Below are 20,895 nucleotides of genomic sequence, written 5' to 3'. Positions count from 1 at the left end.
TCAGAGCCCCGGCAGCGTGTGTTTGGCAAGGAAGAGCGCGCCGAAGGCGGCGAGGTTGGCAACGGCCAGCCATGTCCAGGCGCGGACGCCGCTGCGGAACATATAAGTACCGCCCATGATCCCGGTCCAGACCGGGAAGAAGGCGACCAGGAAAGGCATCGTCACCGACTCGCTCGAGCCCGGCCAGATCCAGATCACCACGGCGATCAGGGCGAGCGCCAGCGGCAGCCCGAGCAGGATGCCGGCGAAGGTCTTGGCCAGCATCAGCGCGGCTTCCGCTCGGCAGCGGGACGGAACAGCCACGCCACATAAGGAAGAGCCACCGCGCCCAGCATCAGCCCCGTCAGGGCGGCGAAGATGCCGGGGAGCGAGGTTTCACCGGCCATCCAGGTGGCGAAGGCCACCGCGGAAAGGATCCACGCGGCAATGCGGGCGCCGCGTCCCAGGGGTCTGGCTAGCAGGCGCTGGTTCCTGGCACATAGATAAGCGAGAGCCATGGCGACGAGGGCCGACAGGCAGCCGAGGAGGTTCATTCGCGTGGCCGGGTCAATGACTGATTGATAATTATTATCATCTAGGGCCGGGTCGTCAATTTCTCGCGGCCCTCATGGGTGGTCAAAAAATCACCGCTGCTCAAGTTTTGACCAAACCGACCGTTAACTGAATACGGGGGTTTGGTAAAGCTAGCGTTAAACACTTTGTTAAATTAGAATTAACACCACACGAATCACCGCCTTGGCGTATCTCGCCATGCGGTGCGACAGGAAACCACGGTAACTCTCTGAATTAGCAGCCATGTTGACCACCATCCTCATTGCCACCACCTTTGTCGCCTTCGCATTCGCGGCGGCCTCGGTGCGACGCATCCCGGAAGGTAAGGTCTACAGCGTGCGCCGCTTCGGCCGTACACCGTCACTCCTGACCGCCGGAACCCACGTGGTCCTGCCGGGTATCGACCGTGTTTTCCATAAGATCGACCTCGGTGGCCAGGTGCTTCGCTTCGAAGGCGGCACGGTCTATTGGCAGGTGCTCGAACCGGAAGTGGCTGACGAAGTCATCGACCAAGCGCCTGAGATGATTCGTAGCAATGTCGTCGCAGCCCTGCGCGACGCCAGCACTGCTCACTCGGCCGATCGCCGCGCCGTCGGCACCCAGCTCAAGCACACGATGAATGGCTCGCTCCGTTCGCGCGGCATGCTGGTCACGCGCGTCGAGCTCGACGCCGCCTGAGTCGCCCCGCGCTGGCGCCTTCGCGCCGGCGCTTTCATACTCTTGCGCCCCCACCACCTCTCCCGGTGCCGCATGACTGCGCGCGAAGCCCTGCAAACCCAGCTTGAGCGCGGCATCGCCACGCTCGGCACCACCCTGCCTGACGGCGCCGTCGCTCGCCTGCTCGATTATCGCGAGCTGCTGGAACGCTGGAACTCGGCTTACAACCTCACCGCAGTGCGCAACGCGGACGAGATGGTGGCGCGCCATCTGCTGGATTCGCTGGCTATCGTGCCGTTTGTCGAGGGCACCACGCTGGCGGACCTGGGCACCGGTCCGGGCTTGCCGGGTATTCCTCTGGCGATCGCCGAGCCGGCGCGCGAAGTCCTCATGGTCGATTCCAACGGCAAGAAGGTCCGCTTCCTGCGCGAGGCGATCCGTTCGCTGAAGCTGACCAATGGCCGTGCCCTGCAGAGCCGCGTCGAGGATGTGGAAGGCACGTTCGACTGCATCACGGCGCGTGCCTTCGCCAGCCTGGCCGACATGCTCGGCTGGGGCGGGCACCTGCTCGCGCCGGGTGGAGTGTGGCTCGCGATGAAGGGGAAGCATCCGGCCGAGGAACTGGACGGGGTGCCGGCTGGGTTTACCGTCGAAGGGATTCACGTGTTGACGGTGCCGGGGGTTGAAGGCGAGCGGCATCTGGTGGTTATTCGTCGGGGGTGAGCCGGGCGTTGATCGCGAGCACCCTTCGCCGATGAATCGGCTCCCGCAAAGAGCGCTCTCACGGGCCGTGTAGGGCTACGCCTCCCGGCAATGCTACGCTAGCGCCCCTTCAGCGCTCGGTAGATAACGACCCTCCATGGCCCGCATCCTCGCAGTCGCCAACCAGAAAGGCGGCGTCGGTAAGACCACCACCTCCGTCAATCTCGCCGCGGCCCTGGCCGCCGCGCGGCGCAAGGTGCTGCTTGTCGACCTCGATCCGCAAGGCAACGCCACCATGGCGTCGGGTGTGGATAAGCACGAAGCCAAGCCCAACGGCTGCGAAGTGCTGCTGGGTGAAGTGGAAATCGGCAGCGTGCTGGTCAAGACCGAGGCCGGGTACGACCTGATGCCGGGCAACGGCGACCTCACCGCCGCCGAGCTCAAGCTCATGGACGGCATGGCCCGCGAGCACCGCCTGAAAGAGCAGCTGGCCAAGGTTTCGGCCAACTACCACACCATTCTTATCGACTGCCCGCCGTCGCTCCACCTGCTGACGCTCAACGCGCTCACCGCGGCCGACGGCGTGCTGATTCCCGTGCAGTGCGAGTATTTCGCGCTGGAAGGCCTGTCGAGCCTGCTCGACACGATCAAGGCGGTGCGCATGCGCCTGAACCCGGAACTCGAGGTCGAGGGCCTGCTGCGCACCATGTACGACGTGCGCAACAACCTCGGCAACGAGGTCTCGGCCCAGCTCACCCAGCACTTCGGTGACAAGGTGCTGCGCTCGATCATTCCGCGTAACGTGCGCCTCGCCGAGGCACCCAGCCACGGCCAGCCTATTCATCTCTACGATCGCGGGTCGCGCGGCGCCATTGCCTACATAGGCCTCGCCGGCGAAATCATTCGCCGCGAGCGCGCCATGAATGCGGCCCTGGACGCGGCAAGCGACACCTCCGAGACCGACGACGCGGCGCCCGACGCCAGCGACGCGGCTCCGACGGCACCCTAAGGAATTCCCGATGGCAGCAGCGAAGAAACGTGGACTCGGCCGAGGCCTGGACGCCCTCCTCGGTGGCGGTGCGGGCCCCGATGCCAGCCCGTCGATCGTCGAGCAGGAAGGCGAGCTGCGCATGTTGCCCATCCACCAGATCCAGGCCGGCAAGTACCAGCCGCGCCGCCACTGGAACGACGAAGCCCTCGATGAGCTCGCCGCTTCGATCAAGGCCCAGGGCCTGATCCAGCCGGTGGTGGTTCGCGCGATCGGCAAGAACAGCTACGAGCTGATCGCCGGCGAGCGTCGCTGGCGCGCAGCGCAGCGCGCTTCCATGAGCGAGATCCCGGCGCTGGTGAAGGACGTGCCGGAGCAATCCGTGCTCGCCATGGCGCTGATCGAGAACATCCAGCGCCAGGAGCTCACCCCGCTCGAGGAAGCCCAGGCGCTGCAGCGCCTGATCGACGAATTCGACCTCACGCACCAGCAGGCCGCCGACGCCGTCGGCCGCTCGCGCGCCGCGGTGTCGAACCTGTTGCGGCTGATCGACCTGCCGGCGTCCATCAAGACGCTGCTCGACGAAAGCAAGCTGGAAATGGGTCACGCGCGCGCTCTGCTCACCCTGCCGCACAGCATTGCCGAACCGCTGGCGCTGGAAGCGGCACGCCTCGGCTGGACGGTGCGCGAACTGGAAGAAGCCGCGCGCAAGGCCCAGCTGGAGCCCAAGGGCAAGGCCAAGGCGAACCCGGCGGATCCGAACATCGCCAACCTCGAGCGCGAACTGGCCGAGCGCTTTGCCACGCGCGTCGAGGTAGCCCACGGCCGTGGCGGCAAGGGCAAGCTGGTCATCCATTACCACAGCCTCGACGAGCTCGACGGCATCCTGAGCAAGGTCCGCTAAGCGCGGCCCTGAAAGGAAATAGCCATGCCTCCGGTCCATAAGGACGTGAACCCGAAGCAGCGCCAGTACGAAGCGATGGTGCGCGCCCTGTCGGCCGACCTTTACCGGTTTGCCTTCTGGCTGTCGCGCAACGAATCCGTGGCCCAGGACCTGGTCCAGGAGACCTTCCTGCGCGCATGGAAGAACCTCGACTCCCTGCGCGACGCCGAGTCGGCCAAACCCTGGCTCATCACCATCCTGCGTCGCGAGCACGCGCGCCTCTACGAACGAAAGCGCTTCGACACCGTGGAACTGGACGACACCGTGCCCGAAGAAGCCGCCTTCGCCAGCCCGGAACGCAGTGGCGATGCCGCGCAGGTGCGCGACGCCATGCTCAAGCTTCCCGACAAATACCGCGAGCCCCTGGCCATGCAGGTGCTCGGTGGCATGAGTTGCGACGAGATCGCCGCCGCCACTGACCAGCAGCCCGGCGCGGTGATGACCCAGTTGTTCCGCGCTCGTCAGCGCCTGAAAGACCTGCTTGGCGGACGCGCCGCGGCTGAAGGAGGCCGGAAATGAACTGCCTCGAATTCCGCCGCCGCATCGGTGCCGAGCCTCGCTCGCGAGCCCCCGAACTGCTTGCCCATCGGGATAGCTGCAAGGACGGCTGTGCCGCTTTCTGGCAGCGCGCCCAGCGCTTCGACGACGACCTCGAAGCCGCCCTTGCGATTCCCGTTCCCGAGGGCCTGGTCGATCGCATCCTCCTGACCCAGGCCACGGGCGAGCGTCGGCGGCAGGTCGGCATGCGCCGCGCCTGGATGGCCATGGCCGCGTCGGTGCTTATCGCCTTCGCCGGCGTAGGCATGCTCTGGCGTCAGAATGATCTCAACTCCCTGCCCGCCCTTGCCGTGGCTCACATGCCCGGGGAGATCGAGTCGCTGAGCCTGACCGAACCCATGTCCGATGCCCAGGTCGAGGCCGGTTTCGTGGGCCGCGCGACGCACCTGAAGGGGCCGATGCCGGCAGGCGTCACCTATGTGCACGACTGCACGGTGGGCGCGTACCCGACGGTGCATCTGGTCACGCGGATGAACGACGAGCCGGTGGTAGCCCTGTACATGCCCGGAAAAATGGACACCAAGCCCGGCACGTTCGAGCGCGATGGCTGGCAGGGACGGCAGATGCCGCTCCGCGGCGGCACCCTCGTTGTCCTTGCGCAGCAAGGCGCCAGCCGCAGCGCGATGGACGCCGTCGAGCGCGGTTGGCGGGCGGCGATCGAGGGTCCGGCCCCCCAGGTGGTCGGCCGGATCTGAACGGCGGCGGCGGGCGCGGCCCGTTCCGGAGCACATTGGGCGATAATGCCGCCCCGAATCGAGCCACCCCGGAATCGCGATGACCGACCTCGCCGTAGTCGTGCCCGTTTTCAATGAGCGCGACAACATCCCGCCCCTCCTCGCCGAGATCGCCTCGGCGCTGCGCGGCCGGATCGACTTCGAGATCATCTACGTCGACGACGACAGCACCGACGACAGCGTCGCCGTGCTCACAGCGGCCAAGGCTCAGTACCCGGAGCTACGGGTCATCCGGCATCTCACCCGCAGCGGTCAGAGCACCGCCGTGTGGAACGGCGTGCGCAACGCCCGCGCTCCGTGGATCGCCACGCTCGACGGCGACGGTCAGAACGACCCGGCCGATATTCCCAAGCTGCTTGCCGCCCGCGCGGCGTCGCCCGACCTGAAACTGTTCGCCGGCTGGCGTGTCACCCGCCGCGACAGCTTCAACAAGCGCATCTCGTCGAAGGTCGCCAACGCGGTGCGCTCGCGCATGCTCAAGGACAGCACGCCGGATACCGGTTGCGGCCTGAAGTTGTTCGAGCGCGAGACCTTCCTGCGCCTGCCCTACTTCGACCATATGCACCGCTACCTCCCGGCGCTGGTCAAGCGCGCCGGGTTCGTCAGCCAGAGCGTTCCCGTCGGGCATCGCCCGCGCACGGCCGGCACGTCGAAGTACGGCATGCTGGACCGGTTGTGGGTGGGTCTGGCCGACCTACGCGGCGTGGCCTGGCTGATGCGGCGGGCGAAGGTGACGCGTACCGAAGAGGTGTGAAGCATCGCCGCTGAAGCGGCTCCCACAGGGGCGCTAAGCATCGCCGCTGAAGCGGCTCCCACAGGGGCACGGCAACATGCTCTTGTGGGAGCCGCTTCAGCGGCGATGCTCTTCGGCTCCTACCGCAAAACCATCCGCGGCTGCCACGCATCCAGCGCCCTCGCGGTCCGCTCCCTACCCAGTTCAATCAGTTCCCGCGCACGGTAGAACTCATAAACCGTCGATACATTCCGCGGAATCTCGATCAGCACGTCCGGCTGGTAAGCGGCGAGGCGTAGACGCGAGAGGTTCGCCTGCATCAGGTCCATCGCCTGTGTCATGAGGTCGAAGGCACCGGGATCGCGAAGCTTCGGCTTGCCATCCGACGAAGGCAGCACGCGGCCGATCAGGCGGCCGAGCTTGGCGGTATAGCCTTCGTCGGTCCGCACGGTGACATCCTTCTCCGGCGGCTTCTGCAGCTCGGCCGCACCGTCCACGCTCACGGCGATGACGTAGTCGGCGTCTTCGCGCATCAGTGGCAACACCGGCAGCGGATTCAGCAGCGCGCCGTCGACCAGTCGGCGGCCGTCGTGGACGTACGGACGAAACAGCGTCGGGATGGCGATGGACGCGCGAATGGCGTCGAAGAGCGGCCCCTTGGTGAGCCACACCTCGCGCTCGCGGTCCAGGTCGGTGGCGACCGCGGTGTAGGAGATGTTGAGCTCCTCAATGTTGACCTCGCCGATGAGCTCGCGTAGCGCGGCCATGATCCGGTCACCCTTGATGAAGCCGCCGCCAGAGAAGCTCCAGTCGACCAGGCGCAGGACGTCGAAGCGCGCGAGCGCTGACACCCAGTCCCGATAGATGTCGAGCTTGCCCATGCCGTAGATGCCACCGATGAGCGCGCCCATCGACGTGCCGGCAATGGCGACGATCTCGAAACCGCGTGCCTCGAGGACTTCGATCGCACCGATGTGGGCCAGCCCTTTGGCTGCCCCTGCACCCAGTGCGAGGGCAACGCGTGGTTTTCGCGGCGTGCTGCTGATCGCGGGCAGGGCGCCCGGATCCGCGATGTCGATCTCACTCATGCAACGGCGGCGCTCAGTGGTGGTTGTTTGAACTGTTCTGGTAGCCGGTCAGGGCCAGCTGGAGCAGGATCTTCATTTCTTCGCGAAGCGGCAGCGGCGAGACGATCTCGGCGTCCGGGCCGTACTTGAGTACGTCCATAAGCAACTCGCGCGAGTTCGAATACGGCACTTTGAGTTCGTAGCGGCCATCCGGCAGCGACTCGCCTTTCTGCTGCGAGTGCCAGTGCTCGTCCGCGACCCAGCGCGCGGCATGCGAGGAGAAGCGGATCGTGGCCCAGGCCTTCGGCTTGCCGGCGAAGATGCCGTAGCTGGAGGCGAGCAGGTCGTTGAGTTCGGCGTCGTCGACATCCTTTGCCTTCGCCTCGAGCGACTGGGGATCAGCGATGCGATCCACCGCGAAGCTGCGCAGCGCCTCGCGATCGTGATCCCATACATCCAGGTACCAGTTGTCGCGATAGTGGGTAAGGCGTTGCGGCGATACCGTGCGCTTGGAGTCGGAGTTCGTCGTGCGCGCGCGATAACGGAACGTCACCTGGCGGCGTTCGAGCGTGGCGCCGGCGACGATGCGGAACACCTGCTGGTCCATCTTGCGCGCGCCCCAGGAAATCACCCGGATGCGGTCGACCGGCAGGGCCTTGCCGCTGCCGTGATCGGAGAGCAGTTTTTCGATGCGTGTCTTGAACGGAGCAAGAGCACCGGCAAGTACGCCGGGGTCGGATCGGCCGATCAGCTCGTTGAGCGCCATCAGCGCGGCCAGCTCGTCGCTGGTCAGCCACAGGCCGGGCAACTCGAAGCTGTCTGCCTCGGCGGCGTCATAGCGGAAGGAGGCCTGCTCCCCGGCCACGCTCTGCACCGGCGCGCCCAGCGCGTCGCGAAGGAACGCGACATCGCGGTAGAGCGTGGCGCGCGAGCATTCGAGTTCGTCCATCAGCCGCGACAGCGGCACGGGATAGTGCGCTGACTTCAGCAGGCGGTGCAGGGTAAGAATGCGCTCGTAGCGGTCCATGGGTGTCGCCGGCAGATGGTGCTTCGGGAAGTGTGTCCGCGCGGGCGTGACGCCCGTATCTACGCGGCTCAAGCATGGCGGTGGCGCTGGCCGTCCGCAAGGGACATGAGACTCGGCCATTCGTGGGGTCTCACGGTCGCAAGTTTGCGCCGGGGGCCATAAGGCGCAAAAATGCTGCTTTGCGATTCGCCGAAGGCCTCCCCCCGACCATGGCGGAACCCAAGCACGCAGGTCCGGCCCTGGTGGATCCCCGCGATTCGCCGGCCGACGTTCCTCGCGCCGACATCCTGTTTTCCACCCCCCTCGTGGTCATCCAGACGGCGACGGCGGCCGGTTACGGCCTCTGGACCGTGCTGGGCACGGCCCTGGCCCTCGGGCTCTACCCCGACGGGCGCGGTGAGGTTCTGGTTCCCCTGTCCGTCGGCGTGGTCTTCGTCAGCCTGGGTCTGCTGGCCACCTGCGTGCGCCTGCCCTTTGCTCCGGACTGGCACGGTTGGAACCCCGCCAGGCGCATGATGCCGACAGTCGAAGGCCTGGTCGCCATGGCCAATTACCTGCCCATGCTGGCGCTGGCCGGGCTGGCGCGGGGCGGTAACGACTTCTGGGCCACTCGCCTGGCAGGAGCGATCCTGGCGCTGTGCACGCTCGCCACGCTCGTTTATACGGCCCGTAGTGCCTCCCGGAGCCTCACGGCCAGCGTGGCCGCCGTGGCCAATGCGCAACCGGTGGGGCGCACCGTCTCGGCGGTGTTTGCTGGCGGCCTCTGGTTCTGGTTCTGCGTCGCATTGCAGAGTGAGACGTCGATCGATTCGCTCACCCCCTGGCGACTCGGGCTCCTTGCCGTGGCGCTGGCGCTGGGCATCGTGGAGGGTATGCGCTGGCGGGCACTGCGCCAGTTGGCCGAGGAGCGCGGTGTGCCCGACCGCTTTACCGCCGGTGGTAGCGCGGCGCGCCTGCTGGTCGGCAGGGTGGGGGTCGCGGTGCTTTCGGTAGGCTTGCCCTGCCTTTTACTGGTGTCCCATCCCGCCGGGCACCTGCTGGCGCCGGCTGCCGGTCTGGCCGCGTTAAGCTGCGTTATCGGTCAATGTCTCGAACAACGACTTTATGGGCGCGCGTTTGCACAGCTCGCCACGAATTAGCCTTTTACACTTCCATTCAATTCACCCACGGGTAGACGATGAAACAACGCCTGATCGCCACGCTCGTCCTTGCCGCACTGCCGTTCACCGCGTCGGCGCAGGATGCCGCCGCCACGAAGACGACCGCCGCGACGACGGTTCCTGCGACGACGACCACCACAACCACCACGCCCGCAGCCACGACCGCTGCTACAACGACGACCACCACGACGACGACCGCGGCGGCCCCTGCCCCGGTGCCCGCGCCTGCCCCAACGGTTCCGTTCGACGCCAACGCGCCCTCGCCTACCGGTGCGCCCAATGCCGCCCAGAACGGCGGGTGGACGGGCTCCGGCGAATTCGGTTTCGCTTCGTCACGCGGTAACTCGCGCACGGAAAACGCCAACGCCAAGCTCGGCCTGAGCCAGGAAAACGAGCTCTGGAAGAACAACATCTACCTCAACGGCCTGCGGTCGAAGGGCGAAACGTCGGTCACGGATGCCGACGGCAACACCATCGACAAGTTCAGCACCACGGCCAACCGCTACGACACCGGCGCGTCGGTGGGTTACAAGTTCGACCCGCGCAGCTACATCGTTACCGCCGCGCGTTATGAACACGACGACTTCGGCGCCAACCTGTGGCAGGGCATCGTCTCGGTCGGCTACGGCTACATCGCTCTGAAGAACGAGCGTGCCGAGCTGTCGTTCGAAGTCGGTCCCGGTTACAAGCGCTACCAGCCGGCGAAGTCCACTCGCCCAGAGCTCAACGCCGACGGCACGCCCGTGGTGGATCCGGTGACCGGTGATGCCGTGTCGGTGCCCTACACGCCGAACACCGAAGGTGAAGTGGTCGCGCGTAGCCTGATCAACGGCAAATACCGCCTTACCGAGAACACGGCGCTGGAAGACACGCTGCTGGTCGAAGCGGGCTCGAAGAACCAGTACTACCAGAACGATATCGGCCTGTCGGTCAGCATGACCAAGAAGATGGCGCTGAAGCTTGGCTACCAGATCCGCTACAACAGCGACACGCAGCCGGGTACGGTGAGCACCGATAAGTTGATGACGACGAACCTCGTTTATAACTTCTGAGGTTGCTTGCTTGTAGCGGCTCCGGTCGCGAGCACCCATCGCCGATGAATCGGCTCCCACACAGAGCGGCCCTGTGGGAGCCGAGTCATCGGCAATGCTCTATGTGGGAGCCGATTCATCGGCGATCCCGCGGCAGCGGGACGGCCTACCTCACCGCTGGGGCGACAAAAACTCCTCAGCCCCAAGCCCGATCAACATCGCGGCCACTTCATGCCCCAGTGCCACCGGGGTATCGGATGTCGCATCGGCCTGCGCACGCAGCAGCTCGCCCGTATGGGCATTGCCGACCATGCCGTGCAGCGTGAGGCCGTACTCGGCCACCACGCACCACGCGCCGATTGCGACGGCACAGCTACCACCCAGCCGCTCATTCATGGCGCGCTCCGCGTCCACGGCAGTCTGTGTTTCCGGATCACCAAGGGCAGCCATCAGCTCTGTAACGCGCGTGTCGCTGGCACGCGACTCCACGGCGATCGCACCCTGGCCCGGCGCAGGCAGCCAGTCAGGGCTGGCCAGCCGTGCGGTGATGCGCTGGCCCATGCCCAGGCGTTCGACGCCGGCGCAGGCGAGGATGATCGCGTCGTAATGGCCTTCATCCAGCTTGGCCAGCCGGGTGTTCACGTTGCCGCGCAGGTCGAGAAGCTGCAGGTCGGGACGCACGGCACGAAGTTGCGCCTGGCGACGCAGCGACGAGGTGCCCACGCGTGCGGCGTGCGGAAGGTCGGCGAGGGTCTTGTACTGGTTGCTGATGAAGGCGTCGGCGGCATCCGCGCGCGGCAGGATGGCCGAAAGCACGAAGCCCGGTTCCAGTTCCGCCGGCACATCCTTCAGAGAATGCACGGCGATATCCGCGCGATCTTCCAGCATGGCCACTTCGAGTTCCTTGAGGAACAAGCCCTTGCCGCCGATGGTCGCCAGCGACCGGTCAAGGATCTCGTCGCCGCGGGTGGATAACGGCACCAGTTCCACCAGCAATCCCGGGTGCGCCTGGCGTAGCAGGGTGGCTACGTGCTCGGCCTGCCAGAGGGCCAGGGCGCTCTTGCGGGTGGCGATGCGAAGCGGTGCGGTCATCTCTATCCAGGCGGTCGATCGGTCGAGGCGCGATTGTCCCGCGTTTCGGCCCGCTCTTGCACGCTCAGCCGGCGTCGGTGCGCAATAGCTGGCGCACTGCGGGCAGATTGCGACGACTTACCTCAGGGGTGACCTCGGTGCCGGAGAGGCGGGCGAATACGCGCCCGTCGTTAAGCGTGCGAAGGCCGAGCAGGCGCACGCGTGGCACCAGGCAGTTGCGATGCAGCCGCACCAGCCGTTCGCCGTGCAGGGTCTCGAGCTGGCGCAGGGACTCGTCGATCAGCCACATGCCCCCGCCGTGGTGCACGGCGACGTACTTCTCGTCGGCCAGCAGGTAAAGCACGTCGTCCAGGCGAACGCGGACTTCGTCGGCGCCACTGCGGCCACGAAGCCAGGCCGCTTGCGACGGTGCCGCCGGGCGAAGCCGGGTCGCCACGCGATCCAGTGCCTCGTCCAGACGCTCGGCACGGACCGGCTTGAGCAGGTAGTCGGTCGCGCCGATGTCGAATGCGCTGAGGGCATGTTGTTCGTACGCCGTGCAGAACACCACCTGCGGCCGGATGGGCTCTTCGGCGAGCCGGCGAGCCACGGCGGTGCCGCCCAGGCCGGGCATCTCGATATCGAGCAGGATCAGGTCCGGCTGCAAGGAGGCACAAGCCTCGAGCGCCGCTTCGCCGTCGGCCACGCTGCCGACCACCTGCACATCGGCGCGCCGCGCTAGCAAGGAATCCAGCCGGGCCCGCGCGAGCGGTTCGTCATCGGCGATCAGGACGCGCATTCGCGGACTCCGGCAGGAAAACGGTCACGATGAAACGATCGGCAAGGGTCTCCACCCGCACCCCCGCCCGCTCGCCGTAATGAAAGCGGACGCGCTCGCGCACATTGCGCAAGCCATGCCCCGTGCCCGGCGTCGGTGCGCCGTCGGCGATGGGATTATCCACCAGGATCTCCACGCCACCCTGGACCTTGCGACCACCGAGGCGGATCGTGCCGCCGCTGCGACTGGGCTGGACGCCGTGGCGAATGGCGTTCTCGACGAGCGGCTGCAGGAGCAGCCGTGGCATGGGCAGGTCGAGCGTCAGGTCGATGTCGCGTTCGACGCGCAGGCGATCGCCGAGGCGTAGCGACTCGATCTCCAGGTAACGGTCCACCAGCGTCCACTCCTCGCCCAGGGTGCCGATGGATTCCGGATCGTTGCCCAGTGCCGCGCGAAACAGTTCGGCGAGATTCTCGACGGTGCGCTCCGCCGCATCCGGATCGACGCGGATCAGGGCGGCCACGGCATTCATGCTGTTGAAAAGGAAGTGGGGCCGGATGCGCGCCTGCAGGGCGGCGACCTGCGCCTGCGCCTCGGCGGCCATGCGGACTTGCCACTGCGCGACGACGAAGAAGTAACGCAGCAGGCCGGCGCCGAGCAGGCCGGTGGCCAGGGTGCTGTCGCGAACGAAACGATACGTGGGCCCGGGGGTGAGGCCGATCGCGAGGCTATGGTCCATCCAGCCCCACACGCCCGCGCTGATGCCGACGGTGGCGACCAGCAGGAGCCACACGGCGGCATAAGGAAGCAATCCGGGCAGCCGCTGCATGCCGGTGCGAAGCTTGCACAGGAGCACCGTGAGCAACACCGAGAGCCAGCTGGTGAAGAGCACGGCGATGCAGTAATCGCGGAAGTTGCCCGTGCCGCCGGGAGCCAGCCACATCAGCGTGACCGTGAGCGCGCCGACCACGAGCAACGCGAAGAGCACCGGCAGGCTGCAGAAATCAGGCAGCGGTGCCGATGGCGGGCGGGATGCGCCAGTCTTCGCGGTAGGGGTGACGGACATGCGGCGAGTATGCCGGATGCTCGCTCACCCCGGCGCGTACGCGATCACGCGTTGGCGAAACGCTCGGTCAGCCAGGCGCGTACGTCGGCGATCTCCGGAAGGCTCACCTGGTGAGCCATGGGATAGGTGTGCCAGTCGATGTGGTGGCCCAGCGTTTCGAGCGCCTGACGCGACTGCTCACCCAGGACGACCGGAACGATAGGATCGGCCGTGCCATGGCCCCAGAAAATCGGCGTGGTGTGGTTGGCGCCGCTGCGCTCGGCCTCGATCGTTTCATGCAGGGGCAGGTAGGCGGAGAGAATCAACAACCCTGCCAGCGTCTCGCGGTGGCGCAGTCCCGCGGAGAGCGCCATGGCACCGCCCTGCGAGAATCCGGCGAGGATGATCCGTGAAGCGGGTACGCCACGCGCCCCCTCCTGTGCGATCAGCGCCTCGACTTCTTCGATCGAATCGCGGATGCCCTCGGCGTCCTGCTTGTCGGCGATGGCGAGACCCTTGATGTCGTACCACGCGCGCATGGGCGCATTGTTGTTTACGGTCACCGGCCTGACCGGCGCGTGCGGAAAGACGAAACGTACCGCCGGCCAGCTCGCGTCGACCAGCTCCGGCACGATCGGCGCGAAGTCGTTGCCATCGGCACCGAGGCCGTGCAGCCAGATGACCGACCAGGTCGGCGACGGCCCGGTTTCTTTCTCGACGGTAGGCAGGGGCATGGACGGATTCCTGGAGGCGAATGAATGCGGGACATGGTACACGGCGTCCTTGGAGTGCTCGCTCGATCCACCGATCGCGCGAGCACCCATCGCCGATGAATCGGCTCCCACACACAGCAGGGCATGTCATGCCCCATGTGGGAGCCGCTTCAGCGGCGATGCCCTCGGCGCCCGGGCACACGCGGTTACCGAAAAAGGTGAGGCACGAAGCAGCTCGTATTCCGCGTGATCCGATCGCTGTCTTCGCGAATGCCAATACCCGCCGGCTCGTCCCCGATCACCCAGGACCCGACCAGCGCATGCCTGCCGTCGAACACAGGCAACGGTGCCAGCTCCTGATAGACCTGCAGCGGCAACGACGATCCACGCTCGTCCGCTCCGAGCACGACGATACCCTCCCCTTCGCGCCCCCAGTACGGCTTAGACACCACCGCACCCTCGACGTCCTCGCGACGGCGACTCGCAGGCAGCAGGTTCGGATGACCCGGGAAGTATTCCCACAGAATGGGCAGGATCGCCTTGTTCGACAGGAGCATCTTCCAGGGCGGCTCGATCCAGCGCGTACCACTGGCCGGGATGTGCGTGGAAAATGCCTCGCTCATCAACCATTCCCACGGATACAACTTGAACAGCCGGTTGATCGGGCGGTCGGCGAGATCGATGAAGGTCTTGCCGGACCAGCCGATCGATTCGATGTCGAGCGCTTCCGTGGCGTGGCCCGCCTGCTGGCAGGTATCGAGCAGGTAGTCGGTCGTGGTCGCGTCTTCGGGGTTGTCGTAGCACGCGGCGAAATGAACACGCGAACCGCCGCCAACGATGCGCCAGCGCTCGATCAGTTTCTCGTGGATCGAGTTGAACTGGTCGGCCTCGGGCGCGACATCCTCCAGCCAGTACCACTGCACCACCGAGGCTTCGAACAGCGACGTCGGCGTGTCGGCGTTGTACTCGAGAAGCTTCGGTGGCGACTGGCCGTCGAAGGAGAGATCCATGCGACCGTAGAGTGCGGGATCGCGGTCGAACCAGCTGCGTTCGATCAGTTGCGCGGCGCGATCGTCGAGGCCGAGGTCGGCGTAGCGACCTGCACGCACGATACGATCGACAGCTTCCAGGCAGAGACCATGCAGCTCGGCGGTTGCCGCTTCCAGGATGTCCACGGCGGTTTCATCGAAGACGTAGCACACGTCCTCACGCCAGTAGGCCTGGCCGTCGATGGTGTGGAAGCCAAAGCCGAGGGCTTCGACCTTTTCCTGCCAGCCGTCGCGCGCAGTGATGGATTCACGTCGCATCAGCCACCCCGCGCGGAGACGCGGCCGCTGGAGCCGAAACCGCCGCGGCTGCCGAAATCGAATCCGCTTGGTCCGTGTCCCGTGAATCCTCCACCCAAGGCGAAACTGCGACCCGGCCCCGGATCGCCGCTCACAGGATGATTGCGCCAGTCGCTCCGGTACCACGGCCCGTAGTAGTGATACCCACCACCGCCGCCCGTGCCGCTCACTGGCCGATCCTGCGTGCACTGTCCCGTTGCATAGTCGTGCTCGCAGTCTTCTTGCGAGTTGTAGCTGTTTCGCTGCACATCCTTGCCACCGAGGGTGGCAAAGCCCACCGCGGCTACGCCAAGCACCCCCAGGGTAATGGCGACCGTGCGCTTGCGCGTCAGCGGCTCTTTTTCCGGGTAAAACGAGGGGTGCCGATAACCGGGTGCGGGCCGGAAGGTCGCGTCCTTCCGGTGGCCAATGCCTGACGATGTCGTGTCTTTCTTCGTTTCCTTCGTCATGACGCCTGCCTCAGTAGGACATCGCGGCGGCGTTCAACGCGCCGACGCAGATCGCGACGACGGCGACGAACAAGGCGACGGACCGCACGTCGTCTTCAATCTTCTGGCGCAGATCCCGCACCATGAGCCGAAGCACGAAATGGGTCAGCAACTGCACGATCCAGGCGACGACGCCCCATAGAGCAAGATCGACAAGGCTCACGCTGTGCGCGATCGCGCTGGCCAGCGGTTGCACGAAACCGATGGCCGCACCGCCGAGACTGATCGCGGCGGAGAGGTTGCCGTCGCGGATCAGAGCCATCTCGCGTTGCGGCGTGATCCAGACGTAGGTCACGACGAAGGCGACGAAATAGATGATGCCCAGGGCGAGATACGCGACGAAAGCGGGCAGGGTGAACAGGTCCGGGGTGATCACGAACGCACTACTCCCCCAACCCCAGTTCCGTCGCGAAGAACGTCATCGACAACGCCGCATTACCCACGCGCTGGCTGAAGGGCGCACCGATACCATGCCCCGCATTCATTCGCGTCAGCAACAATACCGGCTGACCCGAGGTGGTCGCATCTTGCAATGCCGCAGCGAACTTACGCGACTGCCAAGGCGCAACGCGCGGATCGTTCGCGCCCGTGGTCAGCAGCACCGCGGGATACGCGGTGCCCTTCTTGACGTTATGCAGCGGCGACCAGGCGAGCGTGGCCTTCGCCTGCGCATCGTCCTTGACCGTGCCGTACTCGCTGACGTTATACGGACCGTTGGCGAAGGCGGTCTCATGGCGGGGCACGTCGTAGATACCGACGGCACCAACCACGGCGCGGTACTGCTCCGGGTGCTGGGTAAGTGCCGCGCCCATCAGCAGGCCGCCGTTGCTGCCGCCGAGGATGCCGAGGTGCTTGGTGTCGGTCCAGTTTGACGAAACCATGGCTTGTGCAGCAGCGTAGAAGTCGTCGAACACGGTCTGCTTGTGCAGCTTCTGGCCCTGCTCGTGCCACGCCTCACCGAACTCGTTGCCGCCACGGATGTTGGCGTAAGCCAGCACGCCGCCGCGTTCGAGCCAGGCAAGGTTGGCACCGATGAAGCCCGGCGTGACCGGAATGCCGAAGCCGCCGTAGCTGTAAAGAATGGTCGGGCGCTTGCCGTTGGGCGTGATGCCGTCCATCGAGATCACGGTGACCGGGACCTTGCTGCCATCCTTCGAGACGCCGTCGACACGCGTTACGCGCACCTTCGAATAGTCGGCGGCGGGCTTCACCTCGAACACCGTTTTCAGCGAGCCGCTGGCGCCATCGTATTCGGCCCAGTGCGTGGGCGTGGTCCAGCCGGCGTAGGCCACCAGGGCCTTGTTCTGGCCGGACTCGGAAGCGACGCCGTTGATCGTCACACCGGTCGCCGGCAACGGCACCCGGCGTACGAAGCCCGCCTTCGCGTCGTACTGGTCGGCCCACCAGTCGGGACCGGCGCTGCGTACGACCAGGAAGCCATCGCCCAACGGGGTCACGCGCTGGATCGCGCCTTCACCCTGGTCGAGTACGGGGCTGGTCTTGCCGCCGGCACCGACGGCGACGATCTTGCCGCGTGGCGCACCGGCGAAGCTCACCACGAACAGGCGGTCGCCCACCCAGGCGGCCGAACGGGCATCGGCGTCATGACCGAGCACGCGGGCGAAAGCACCCTTGCCTTCGCGCAGGTAAACCTCGGCCGGGCCGCCATCGCCTTCGTTGGCGAGCAACGCGACCGACTTGCCGGCGCTGCCTTCGAGCAGGATGTACTCGGCGACATGCGAGTAACCCTTGCCGAAGACGGTGCGGTCCTTCGTGGCGGGCTCGCCGATGGTGTGATGAGCCAGTACGGCGTCGAATTCGCGCAGCGGCTGGCTCGGCCTTCGGCGCCTCGAAGCGCGCGTAGGTCACGCCCTTTTCGTCGGCGTCCCAGGCCAGCGCCTGTGGTGTCGTGCCGCCGCCGGCCAGCGGGAGGACATCACCCAATGCCTTGCCGTTGGTGGTGTCGAGGATATGGATGGTGGTCAGTTCGCTGCCGCCTTCCGCCGTGCCGTAGGCGAGGTAGCGCCCGCTTGGCGAGGGCCAGTACTCGGTGATGGCGGTGTTCCCCTCGCCCTGGTTGAGGTCGACGAGGGTACGCGTGGGGCCATCCGGCCAGGCTTTGGCGACCAGCACCGGCTGCGGCTGCGGCGGCGTGTTCTCGAAGTAGAACAGCGTCCCGCCGGCCAGCGTGGGCGATGAGCGCGTGGTCGAGGTGATCGCCAGCTCGCGAATACGCGCGCTTAGCGTCTTGCCCAGGGGCATGGCGCCGATGGTCGACTCGGTATACGCGTTCTGCGCGTCGATCCACGTCGTGACGTCGGCGGCGTCCGGATTCTCCAGCCAGCGGTAGGCGTCGTTCACCGGTTGCCCGGCAAGCGTCTCGGCGACCACGTGCTTCGGGGTCGGTGGCGGGTTGGCAGCGGCAGCATGGGCGCTGCAGGCAGCGAACAGGCTCGCGGCGAGCAGGCGGGGGACGAGGTCACGCATGGGGGACGACTCCGGTGGCGGGGACCCGAGCGTAGCAAAGGCGCGCTATCCTCGACCGATTTGCCGCCACCGGGAAACGTTCGATGCGCGTACTTGCCGCTGCCCTGCTCACCGTCCTCGCCACCGCGCCGGCCTTCGCCGCGCCACCGCCGCCGCTGGACATGGAAACGATCATGGCCGACCCGGACTGGATCGGCGCACCGGTCGAGGACGCCTACTGGAGTGTCGACGGTACCCAGCTCTATTACTCGCTGAAGCACGACGGCAACCCCGTGCGCGATCTCTACCGGGTCGCCGCTACCGGTGGCACGCCTGTGCAGCTTGACCCGAAGGCTGCCGTCAGCGCCGACGGCACGAAGCTCGTCTTCGACCGCGAGCACCGCCATGCGGCCTTCATCCGCCACGACGACATCTTCCTGCGTGACCTCGGCACCGGCAGCACGGTGCAGGTCACCCGCTCATCGGCGAAGGAGCGCGACCCCCGTTTCTCACTCGACGGCCGGCTGCTCTCCTTCCGCAGTGGCACTAACTGGTTCACCTATGCGGTCGCCGGTGGCCCGGTGACCCAGGTCGCCGTGCTCGAGGAGAAGGATGACCCGAAAGCGAAGAAATCCGACGACCTCAAGGACAACCAGCAGGCCCTCTTCTCGACGCTGCGCGGCCTGCGCGCGGATGACGAGGCCCTGAAGGCGGATGCCGATGCCCGCGCCGCCGCCGATCCCGGCCAGGCACCGCAGCCGTTCTGGCTGGGCAAGAACGTGACCGTGACCGACACCTCGCTGTCTCCGGATGGCCGCTGGTTGCTGGTCGTCACGCAGCCCAAGGATGCCGAGGAAGGGAAGATTCCCGACCTCACGCATTACGTGACCGACTCCGGCTATGCCGAAACCGAGGCCACTCGCGTCTATGTCGGACGCAACGATCCCGCGCCGCAATCGCTGCGCCTGCTGGATCTTCGCGCGCACACCAGCTTCGACCTCGACACCGCGAAACTCCCGGGCATCGCCGAAGACCCGCTGGCCGAACTGCGCGCGAAGACCATCGCCGCGCTGCGCAAGGACGGTAAAGGTGATCGCGCCGACGCGCTCGCCGCGCCGAAGGTTCGCCCGGTCATCGTCAACGGCGAGTACAGCCCCGGCATCGTCTGGAGCGACGACGGCCGCAACGTGGCATTGCAGCTGCGAGCGATCGATAACAAGGATCGCTGGATCGCCAGCGTCGACTTCGACAGGCACGCGCTGGTGAGCCAGCACCGCCTGACCGACAAGGCGTGGATCAACTGGGACGGCAACGATTTCGGCTGGCTGCGCGACGGCCGTACCCTCTGGTACCTGAGTGAGGAATCCGGCTTCGCCCAGCTCTATACCCGTCCGCTCGGTGGCAAGGCCACGGCGATCACCAGCGGTCGTTTCGAGACCGACCACCCCATCCTCAGCCCGGACGGCGCGACGTTCTACGTCCGCACCAACCAGGTCGCACCGTATAGCTACGACATCTACAGCGTGCCCTCGGCCGGTGGCGCCCTTACCCGCATCACGAAGTTCGAAGGCCTGGACGACTTCAGCCTTTCGCCGGACGGCCGGACCCTGGGCGTGCTGCATTCCTCGCCTTACATCCCGTCGCAGCTGGCGACCATCGGGGTCGACGGCTCGGCCGCGCATGAGCTGACCGACACGCGCAAGTCCGGCTTCAAGGCGCGCGAATGGATTGCACCGAAAATCGTGCAGGTGCCGTCCAGCCATGGCGCGGGCGTCATCTGGGCCAAGTTCTATGGTCCGGCGAACGACACCGCCACCGCGTCGCGGCCGGCCGTGATCTTCGTGCACGGCGCTGGCTACCTGCAGAACGTGCACCTGTCCTACCCGTCGTATTTTCGCGAGCAGATGTTCCACAACCTGCTGGTGCAGCGTGGCTACGTCGTGATCGACATGGACTACCGCGCCTCGAAGGGTTACGGCCGTGACTGGCGCACCGCAATCTACCGCAACATGGGTCATCCGGAACTGGACGACCTCCTCGACGGCAAGGCCTGGCTGGTGAAGAACCAGCACGTGGATCCGAAGCGCGTGGGTATCTATGGCGGCAGCTACGGTGGCTTCATGACCCTGATGGCGCTGTTGCGTGCCCCGGGCGAGTTTGCCGCCGGCGCGGCGTTGCGCCCGGTCACTGACTGGACCAGCTACAACCACGAATATTCGGCCAACATCCTCAACGATCCGCAGCTCGATCCCGAGGCCTATGCCACCAGCTCGCCGATCAACTACGCCGACGAGCTGTCCGATCCGCTGCTGATGGAACACGGCCTGATCGACGACAACGTGCTGGCCAGCGACACGGTCCGCCTGTACCAGCGGTTCATCGAGCTGCACAAGAAGAACTTCTGGATGTCGCTGTATCCGCTGGAACGCCACGGCTTCGTCCACCCGGATTCCTGGTACGACGAATACCGCCGCATCGACGAGCTGTTCCAGCAGAACCTGCACCAATAGATAAATGTGGGAGCCGCTTCAGCGGCGATGCTTAGTGTGGGAGCCGCTTCAGCGGCGATGGGCCTTTCCAGCTAAACCGCTCCGTTGGCTTTTCGCCGCTGAAGCGGCTCCCACATTGCCTCATTCGCCGCTGAAGCGGCTCCCACAAATTTTACGGAGGCTTTACGCCCCCGGCGGGGCGCGATACGCAAGAAATATCGCCCCAGGAGAACAATGCGCCGTCTTCTTCGACGGAACGCGCCCGTGGAACTCCTGTACGTCCTTGTCGTTGTCGTCCTTACGGCGGTGACGATCGGCTTCCTCATGATTTGCGACCGTCTCGGTCG

The 20,895-nt window shown here is 66.1% G+C and carries 22 protein-coding genes and 1 pseudogene; 10 read left to right on the top strand and 13 right to left on the bottom strand.

Features of this window, described 5'->3' with window-relative positions; genetic code table 11:
- Positions 1–264 carry a hypothetical protein gene (locus ACVWWJ_RS00240; RefSeq protein WP_456966336.1) on the bottom strand — a complete coding sequence of 88 codons (264 nt, stop codon included), beginning with the start codon at positions 262–264 and terminating at the stop codon, positions 1–3.
- Complete coding sequence (locus ACVWWJ_RS00235; RefSeq protein WP_456966335.1) at positions 264–533, bottom strand: hypothetical protein; 270 nt, start codon at positions 531–533, stop codon at positions 264–266. The genes ACVWWJ_RS00240 and ACVWWJ_RS00235 overlap by 1 nt, the downstream gene beginning before the upstream one ends.
- 262 nt (positions 534–795) lie before the next feature.
- Here ACVWWJ_RS00235 and ACVWWJ_RS00230 point away from each other — a divergent pair, with 262 nt between their 5' ends.
- From ACVWWJ_RS00230 to ACVWWJ_RS00200, 7 genes are all read left to right on the top strand, one after another.
- Entirely contained in the window at positions 796–1,230 is a 435-nt protein-coding gene (locus ACVWWJ_RS00230; RefSeq protein ID WP_159890223.1) for a hypothetical protein, read from the top strand.
- Positions 1,231–1,302: 72 nt separating this feature from the next.
- Positions 1,303–1,932, top strand: a complete 630-nt coding sequence (gene rsmG, locus ACVWWJ_RS00225) for a 16S rRNA (guanine(527)-N(7))-methyltransferase RsmG (RefSeq protein ID WP_456966334.1) — start codon at positions 1,303–1,305, stop codon at positions 1,930–1,932.
- A gap of 136 nt (positions 1,933–2,068) precedes the next feature.
- Positions 2,069–2,920, top strand: a complete 852-nt coding sequence (locus ACVWWJ_RS00220) for an AAA family ATPase (protein ID WP_159890229.1) — start codon at positions 2,069–2,071, stop codon at positions 2,918–2,920.
- Positions 2,921–2,930: 10 nt separating this feature from the next.
- The gene (locus ACVWWJ_RS00215; RefSeq protein WP_456966333.1) at positions 2,931–3,803 is read left to right on the top strand and encodes a ParB/RepB/Spo0J family partition protein; all 873 of its coding nucleotides are present in this window, start codon (positions 2,931–2,933) and stop codon (positions 3,801–3,803) included.
- Positions 3,804–3,827: 24 nt separating this feature from the next.
- A complete protein-coding gene (locus ACVWWJ_RS00210) occupies positions 3,828–4,361 on the top strand; it encodes a sigma-70 family RNA polymerase sigma factor (protein ID WP_159890234.1) in 534 nt (177 codons plus the stop codon).
- Complete coding sequence (locus ACVWWJ_RS00205; protein WP_159890236.1) at positions 4,358–5,095, top strand: DUF3379 family protein; 738 nt, start codon at positions 4,358–4,360, stop codon at positions 5,093–5,095. The genes ACVWWJ_RS00210 and ACVWWJ_RS00205 overlap by 4 nt, the downstream gene beginning before the upstream one ends.
- 79 nt (positions 5,096–5,174) lie before the next feature.
- Positions 5,175–5,888 carry a glycosyltransferase gene (locus tag ACVWWJ_RS00200; protein ID WP_159890238.1) on the top strand — a complete coding sequence of 238 codons (714 nt, stop codon included), beginning with the start codon at positions 5,175–5,177 and terminating at the stop codon, positions 5,886–5,888.
- 119 nt (positions 5,889–6,007) lie between these two features.
- Here the strand turns inward: ACVWWJ_RS00200 and ACVWWJ_RS00195 are convergent, their stop codons facing one another.
- Complete coding sequence (locus ACVWWJ_RS00195; protein WP_456966332.1) at positions 6,008–6,955, bottom strand: patatin-like phospholipase family protein; 948 nt, start codon at positions 6,953–6,955, stop codon at positions 6,008–6,010.
- 13 nt (positions 6,956–6,968) lie between these two features.
- Positions 6,969–7,961 carry a helix-turn-helix transcriptional regulator gene (locus tag ACVWWJ_RS00190; RefSeq protein ID WP_159890242.1) on the bottom strand — a complete coding sequence of 331 codons (993 nt, stop codon included), beginning with the start codon at positions 7,959–7,961 and terminating at the stop codon, positions 6,969–6,971.
- Positions 7,962–8,170: 209 nt separating this feature from the next.
- Between ACVWWJ_RS00190 and ACVWWJ_RS00185 the strand changes: the two genes are divergently transcribed.
- Together ACVWWJ_RS00185 and ACVWWJ_RS00180 are read left to right on the top strand one after the other, a co-directional pair.
- Complete coding sequence (locus ACVWWJ_RS00185; protein ID WP_159890244.1) at positions 8,171–9,100, top strand: hypothetical protein; 930 nt, start codon at positions 8,171–8,173, stop codon at positions 9,098–9,100.
- Between the two features lie 38 nt (positions 9,101–9,138).
- Positions 9,139–10,173 (top strand): DUF481 domain-containing protein, encoded by a 1,035-nt coding sequence (locus tag ACVWWJ_RS00180; RefSeq protein ID WP_200851532.1) that lies wholly within the window; start codon positions 9,139–9,141, stop codon positions 10,171–10,173.
- A 150-nt stretch (positions 10,174–10,323) separates the two neighbouring features.
- Here the strand turns inward: ACVWWJ_RS00180 and hemC are convergent, their stop codons facing one another.
- The 9 genes and pseudogenes from hemC to ACVWWJ_RS00135 all read right to left on the bottom strand — a co-directional run.
- On the bottom strand, positions 10,324–11,244 hold the full coding sequence (hemC, locus tag ACVWWJ_RS00175) for a hydroxymethylbilane synthase (protein WP_456966331.1): 921 nt from the start codon (positions 11,242–11,244) through the stop codon (positions 10,324–10,326).
- Between the two features lie 64 nt (positions 11,245–11,308).
- Positions 11,309–12,022, bottom strand: coding sequence for a LytR/AlgR family response regulator transcription factor (locus ACVWWJ_RS00170; RefSeq protein ID WP_456966330.1), 714 nt, complete (start codon positions 12,020–12,022; stop codon positions 11,309–11,311).
- Positions 12,000–13,067: a histidine kinase gene (locus ACVWWJ_RS00165; RefSeq protein ID WP_159890250.1), complete on the bottom strand. Its 1,068-nt coding sequence runs from the start codon at positions 13,065–13,067 to the stop codon at positions 12,000–12,002. The genes ACVWWJ_RS00170 and ACVWWJ_RS00165 overlap by 23 nt, the downstream gene beginning before the upstream one ends.
- A 44-nt stretch (positions 13,068–13,111) precedes the next feature.
- A complete protein-coding gene (locus ACVWWJ_RS00160; RefSeq protein ID WP_456966329.1) occupies positions 13,112–13,780 on the bottom strand; it encodes an alpha/beta hydrolase in 669 nt (222 codons plus the stop codon).
- Positions 13,781–13,965: 185 nt separating this feature from the next.
- Complete coding sequence (locus tag ACVWWJ_RS00155; RefSeq protein ID WP_456966328.1) at positions 13,966–15,066, bottom strand: glutathionylspermidine synthase family protein; 1,101 nt, start codon at positions 15,064–15,066, stop codon at positions 13,966–13,968.
- Positions 15,066–15,554, bottom strand: coding sequence for a hypothetical protein (locus ACVWWJ_RS00150; RefSeq protein ID WP_456966327.1), 489 nt, complete (start codon positions 15,552–15,554; stop codon positions 15,066–15,068). The genes ACVWWJ_RS00155 and ACVWWJ_RS00150 overlap by 1 nt, the downstream gene beginning before the upstream one ends.
- Before the next feature lie 10 nt (positions 15,555–15,564).
- Positions 15,565–15,969, bottom strand: a complete 405-nt coding sequence (locus ACVWWJ_RS00145) for a DUF350 domain-containing protein (protein WP_456966326.1) — start codon at positions 15,967–15,969, stop codon at positions 15,565–15,567.
- Between the two features lie 7 nt (positions 15,970–15,976).
- Complete coding sequence (locus ACVWWJ_RS00140) at positions 15,977–17,383, bottom strand: prolyl oligopeptidase family serine peptidase (protein ID WP_456969639.1); 1,407 nt, start codon at positions 17,381–17,383, stop codon at positions 15,977–15,979.
- Between the two features lie 97 nt (positions 17,384–17,480).
- Positions 17,481–18,080 (bottom strand): annotated as a pseudogene (locus tag ACVWWJ_RS00135) (hypothetical protein); the annotation flags it as partial.
- An 83-nt stretch (positions 18,081–18,163) separates the two neighbouring features.
- Between ACVWWJ_RS00135 and ACVWWJ_RS00130 the strand changes: the two are divergent.
- Complete coding sequence (locus ACVWWJ_RS00130; RefSeq protein ID WP_456966325.1) at positions 18,164–20,569, top strand: S9 family peptidase; 2,406 nt, start codon at positions 18,164–18,166, stop codon at positions 20,567–20,569.
- Positions 20,570–20,895: the final 326 nt, after the last annotated feature.

The sequence above is a fragment of the Luteibacter sp. HA06 genome (genome assembly GCF_054061215.1).
The sequence above is the reverse complement of the archived record's forward strand: the minus strand, read 5'-3'. Positions and strand labels throughout refer to the sequence as shown.

Excerpts from the sequence above, each read along its gene's own strand:
- ACVWWJ_RS00240 (WP_456966336.1), bottom strand. The coding sequence starts at position 264 with ATGCTGGCCAAGACCTTCGCCGGCATCCTGCTCGGGCTGCCGCTGGCG.
- ACVWWJ_RS00235 (WP_456966335.1), bottom strand. The coding sequence starts at position 533 with ATGAACCTCCTCGGCTGCCTGTCGGCCCTCGTCGCCATGGCTCTCGCT.
- ACVWWJ_RS00230 (WP_159890223.1), top strand. The coding sequence starts at position 796 with ATGTTGACCACCATCCTCATTGCCACCACCTTTGTCGCCTTCGCATTC.
- rsmG (WP_456966334.1), top strand. The coding sequence starts at position 1,303 with ATGACTGCGCGCGAAGCCCTGCAAACCCAGCTTGAGCGCGGCATCGCC.
- ACVWWJ_RS00220 (WP_159890229.1), top strand. The coding sequence starts at position 2,069 with ATGGCCCGCATCCTCGCAGTCGCCAACCAGAAAGGCGGCGTCGGTAAG.
- ACVWWJ_RS00215 (WP_456966333.1), top strand. The coding sequence starts at position 2,931 with ATGGCAGCAGCGAAGAAACGTGGACTCGGCCGAGGCCTGGACGCCCTC.
- ACVWWJ_RS00210 (WP_159890234.1), top strand. The coding sequence starts at position 3,828 with ATGCCTCCGGTCCATAAGGACGTGAACCCGAAGCAGCGCCAGTACGAA.
- ACVWWJ_RS00205 (WP_159890236.1), top strand. The coding sequence starts at position 4,358 with ATGAACTGCCTCGAATTCCGCCGCCGCATCGGTGCCGAGCCTCGCTCG.
- ACVWWJ_RS00200 (WP_159890238.1), top strand. The coding sequence starts at position 5,175 with ATGACCGACCTCGCCGTAGTCGTGCCCGTTTTCAATGAGCGCGACAAC.
- ACVWWJ_RS00195 (WP_456966332.1), bottom strand. The coding sequence starts at position 6,955 with ATGAGTGAGATCGACATCGCGGATCCGGGCGCCCTGCCCGCGATCAGC.
- ACVWWJ_RS00190 (WP_159890242.1), bottom strand. The coding sequence starts at position 7,961 with ATGGACCGCTACGAGCGCATTCTTACCCTGCACCGCCTGCTGAAGTCA.
- ACVWWJ_RS00185 (WP_159890244.1), top strand. The coding sequence starts at position 8,171 with ATGGCGGAACCCAAGCACGCAGGTCCGGCCCTGGTGGATCCCCGCGAT.
- ACVWWJ_RS00180 (WP_200851532.1), top strand. The coding sequence starts at position 9,139 with ATGAAACAACGCCTGATCGCCACGCTCGTCCTTGCCGCACTGCCGTTC.
- hemC (WP_456966331.1), bottom strand. The coding sequence starts at position 11,244 with ATGACCGCACCGCTTCGCATCGCCACCCGCAAGAGCGCCCTGGCCCTC.
- ACVWWJ_RS00170 (WP_456966330.1), bottom strand. The coding sequence starts at position 12,022 with ATGCGCGTCCTGATCGCCGATGACGAACCGCTCGCGCGGGCCCGGCTG.
- ACVWWJ_RS00165 (WP_159890250.1), bottom strand. The coding sequence starts at position 13,067 with ATGTCCGTCACCCCTACCGCGAAGACTGGCGCATCCCGCCCGCCATCG.
- ACVWWJ_RS00160 (WP_456966329.1), bottom strand. The coding sequence starts at position 13,780 with ATGCCCCTGCCTACCGTCGAGAAAGAAACCGGGCCGTCGCCGACCTGG.
- ACVWWJ_RS00155 (WP_456966328.1), bottom strand. The coding sequence starts at position 15,066 with ATGCGACGTGAATCCATCACTGCGCGCGACGGCTGGCAGGAAAAGGTC.
- ACVWWJ_RS00150 (WP_456966327.1), bottom strand. The coding sequence starts at position 15,554 with ATGACGAAGGAAACGAAGAAAGACACGACATCGTCAGGCATTGGCCAC.
- ACVWWJ_RS00130 (WP_456966325.1), top strand. The coding sequence starts at position 18,164 with ATGCGCGTACTTGCCGCTGCCCTGCTCACCGTCCTCGCCACCGCGCCG.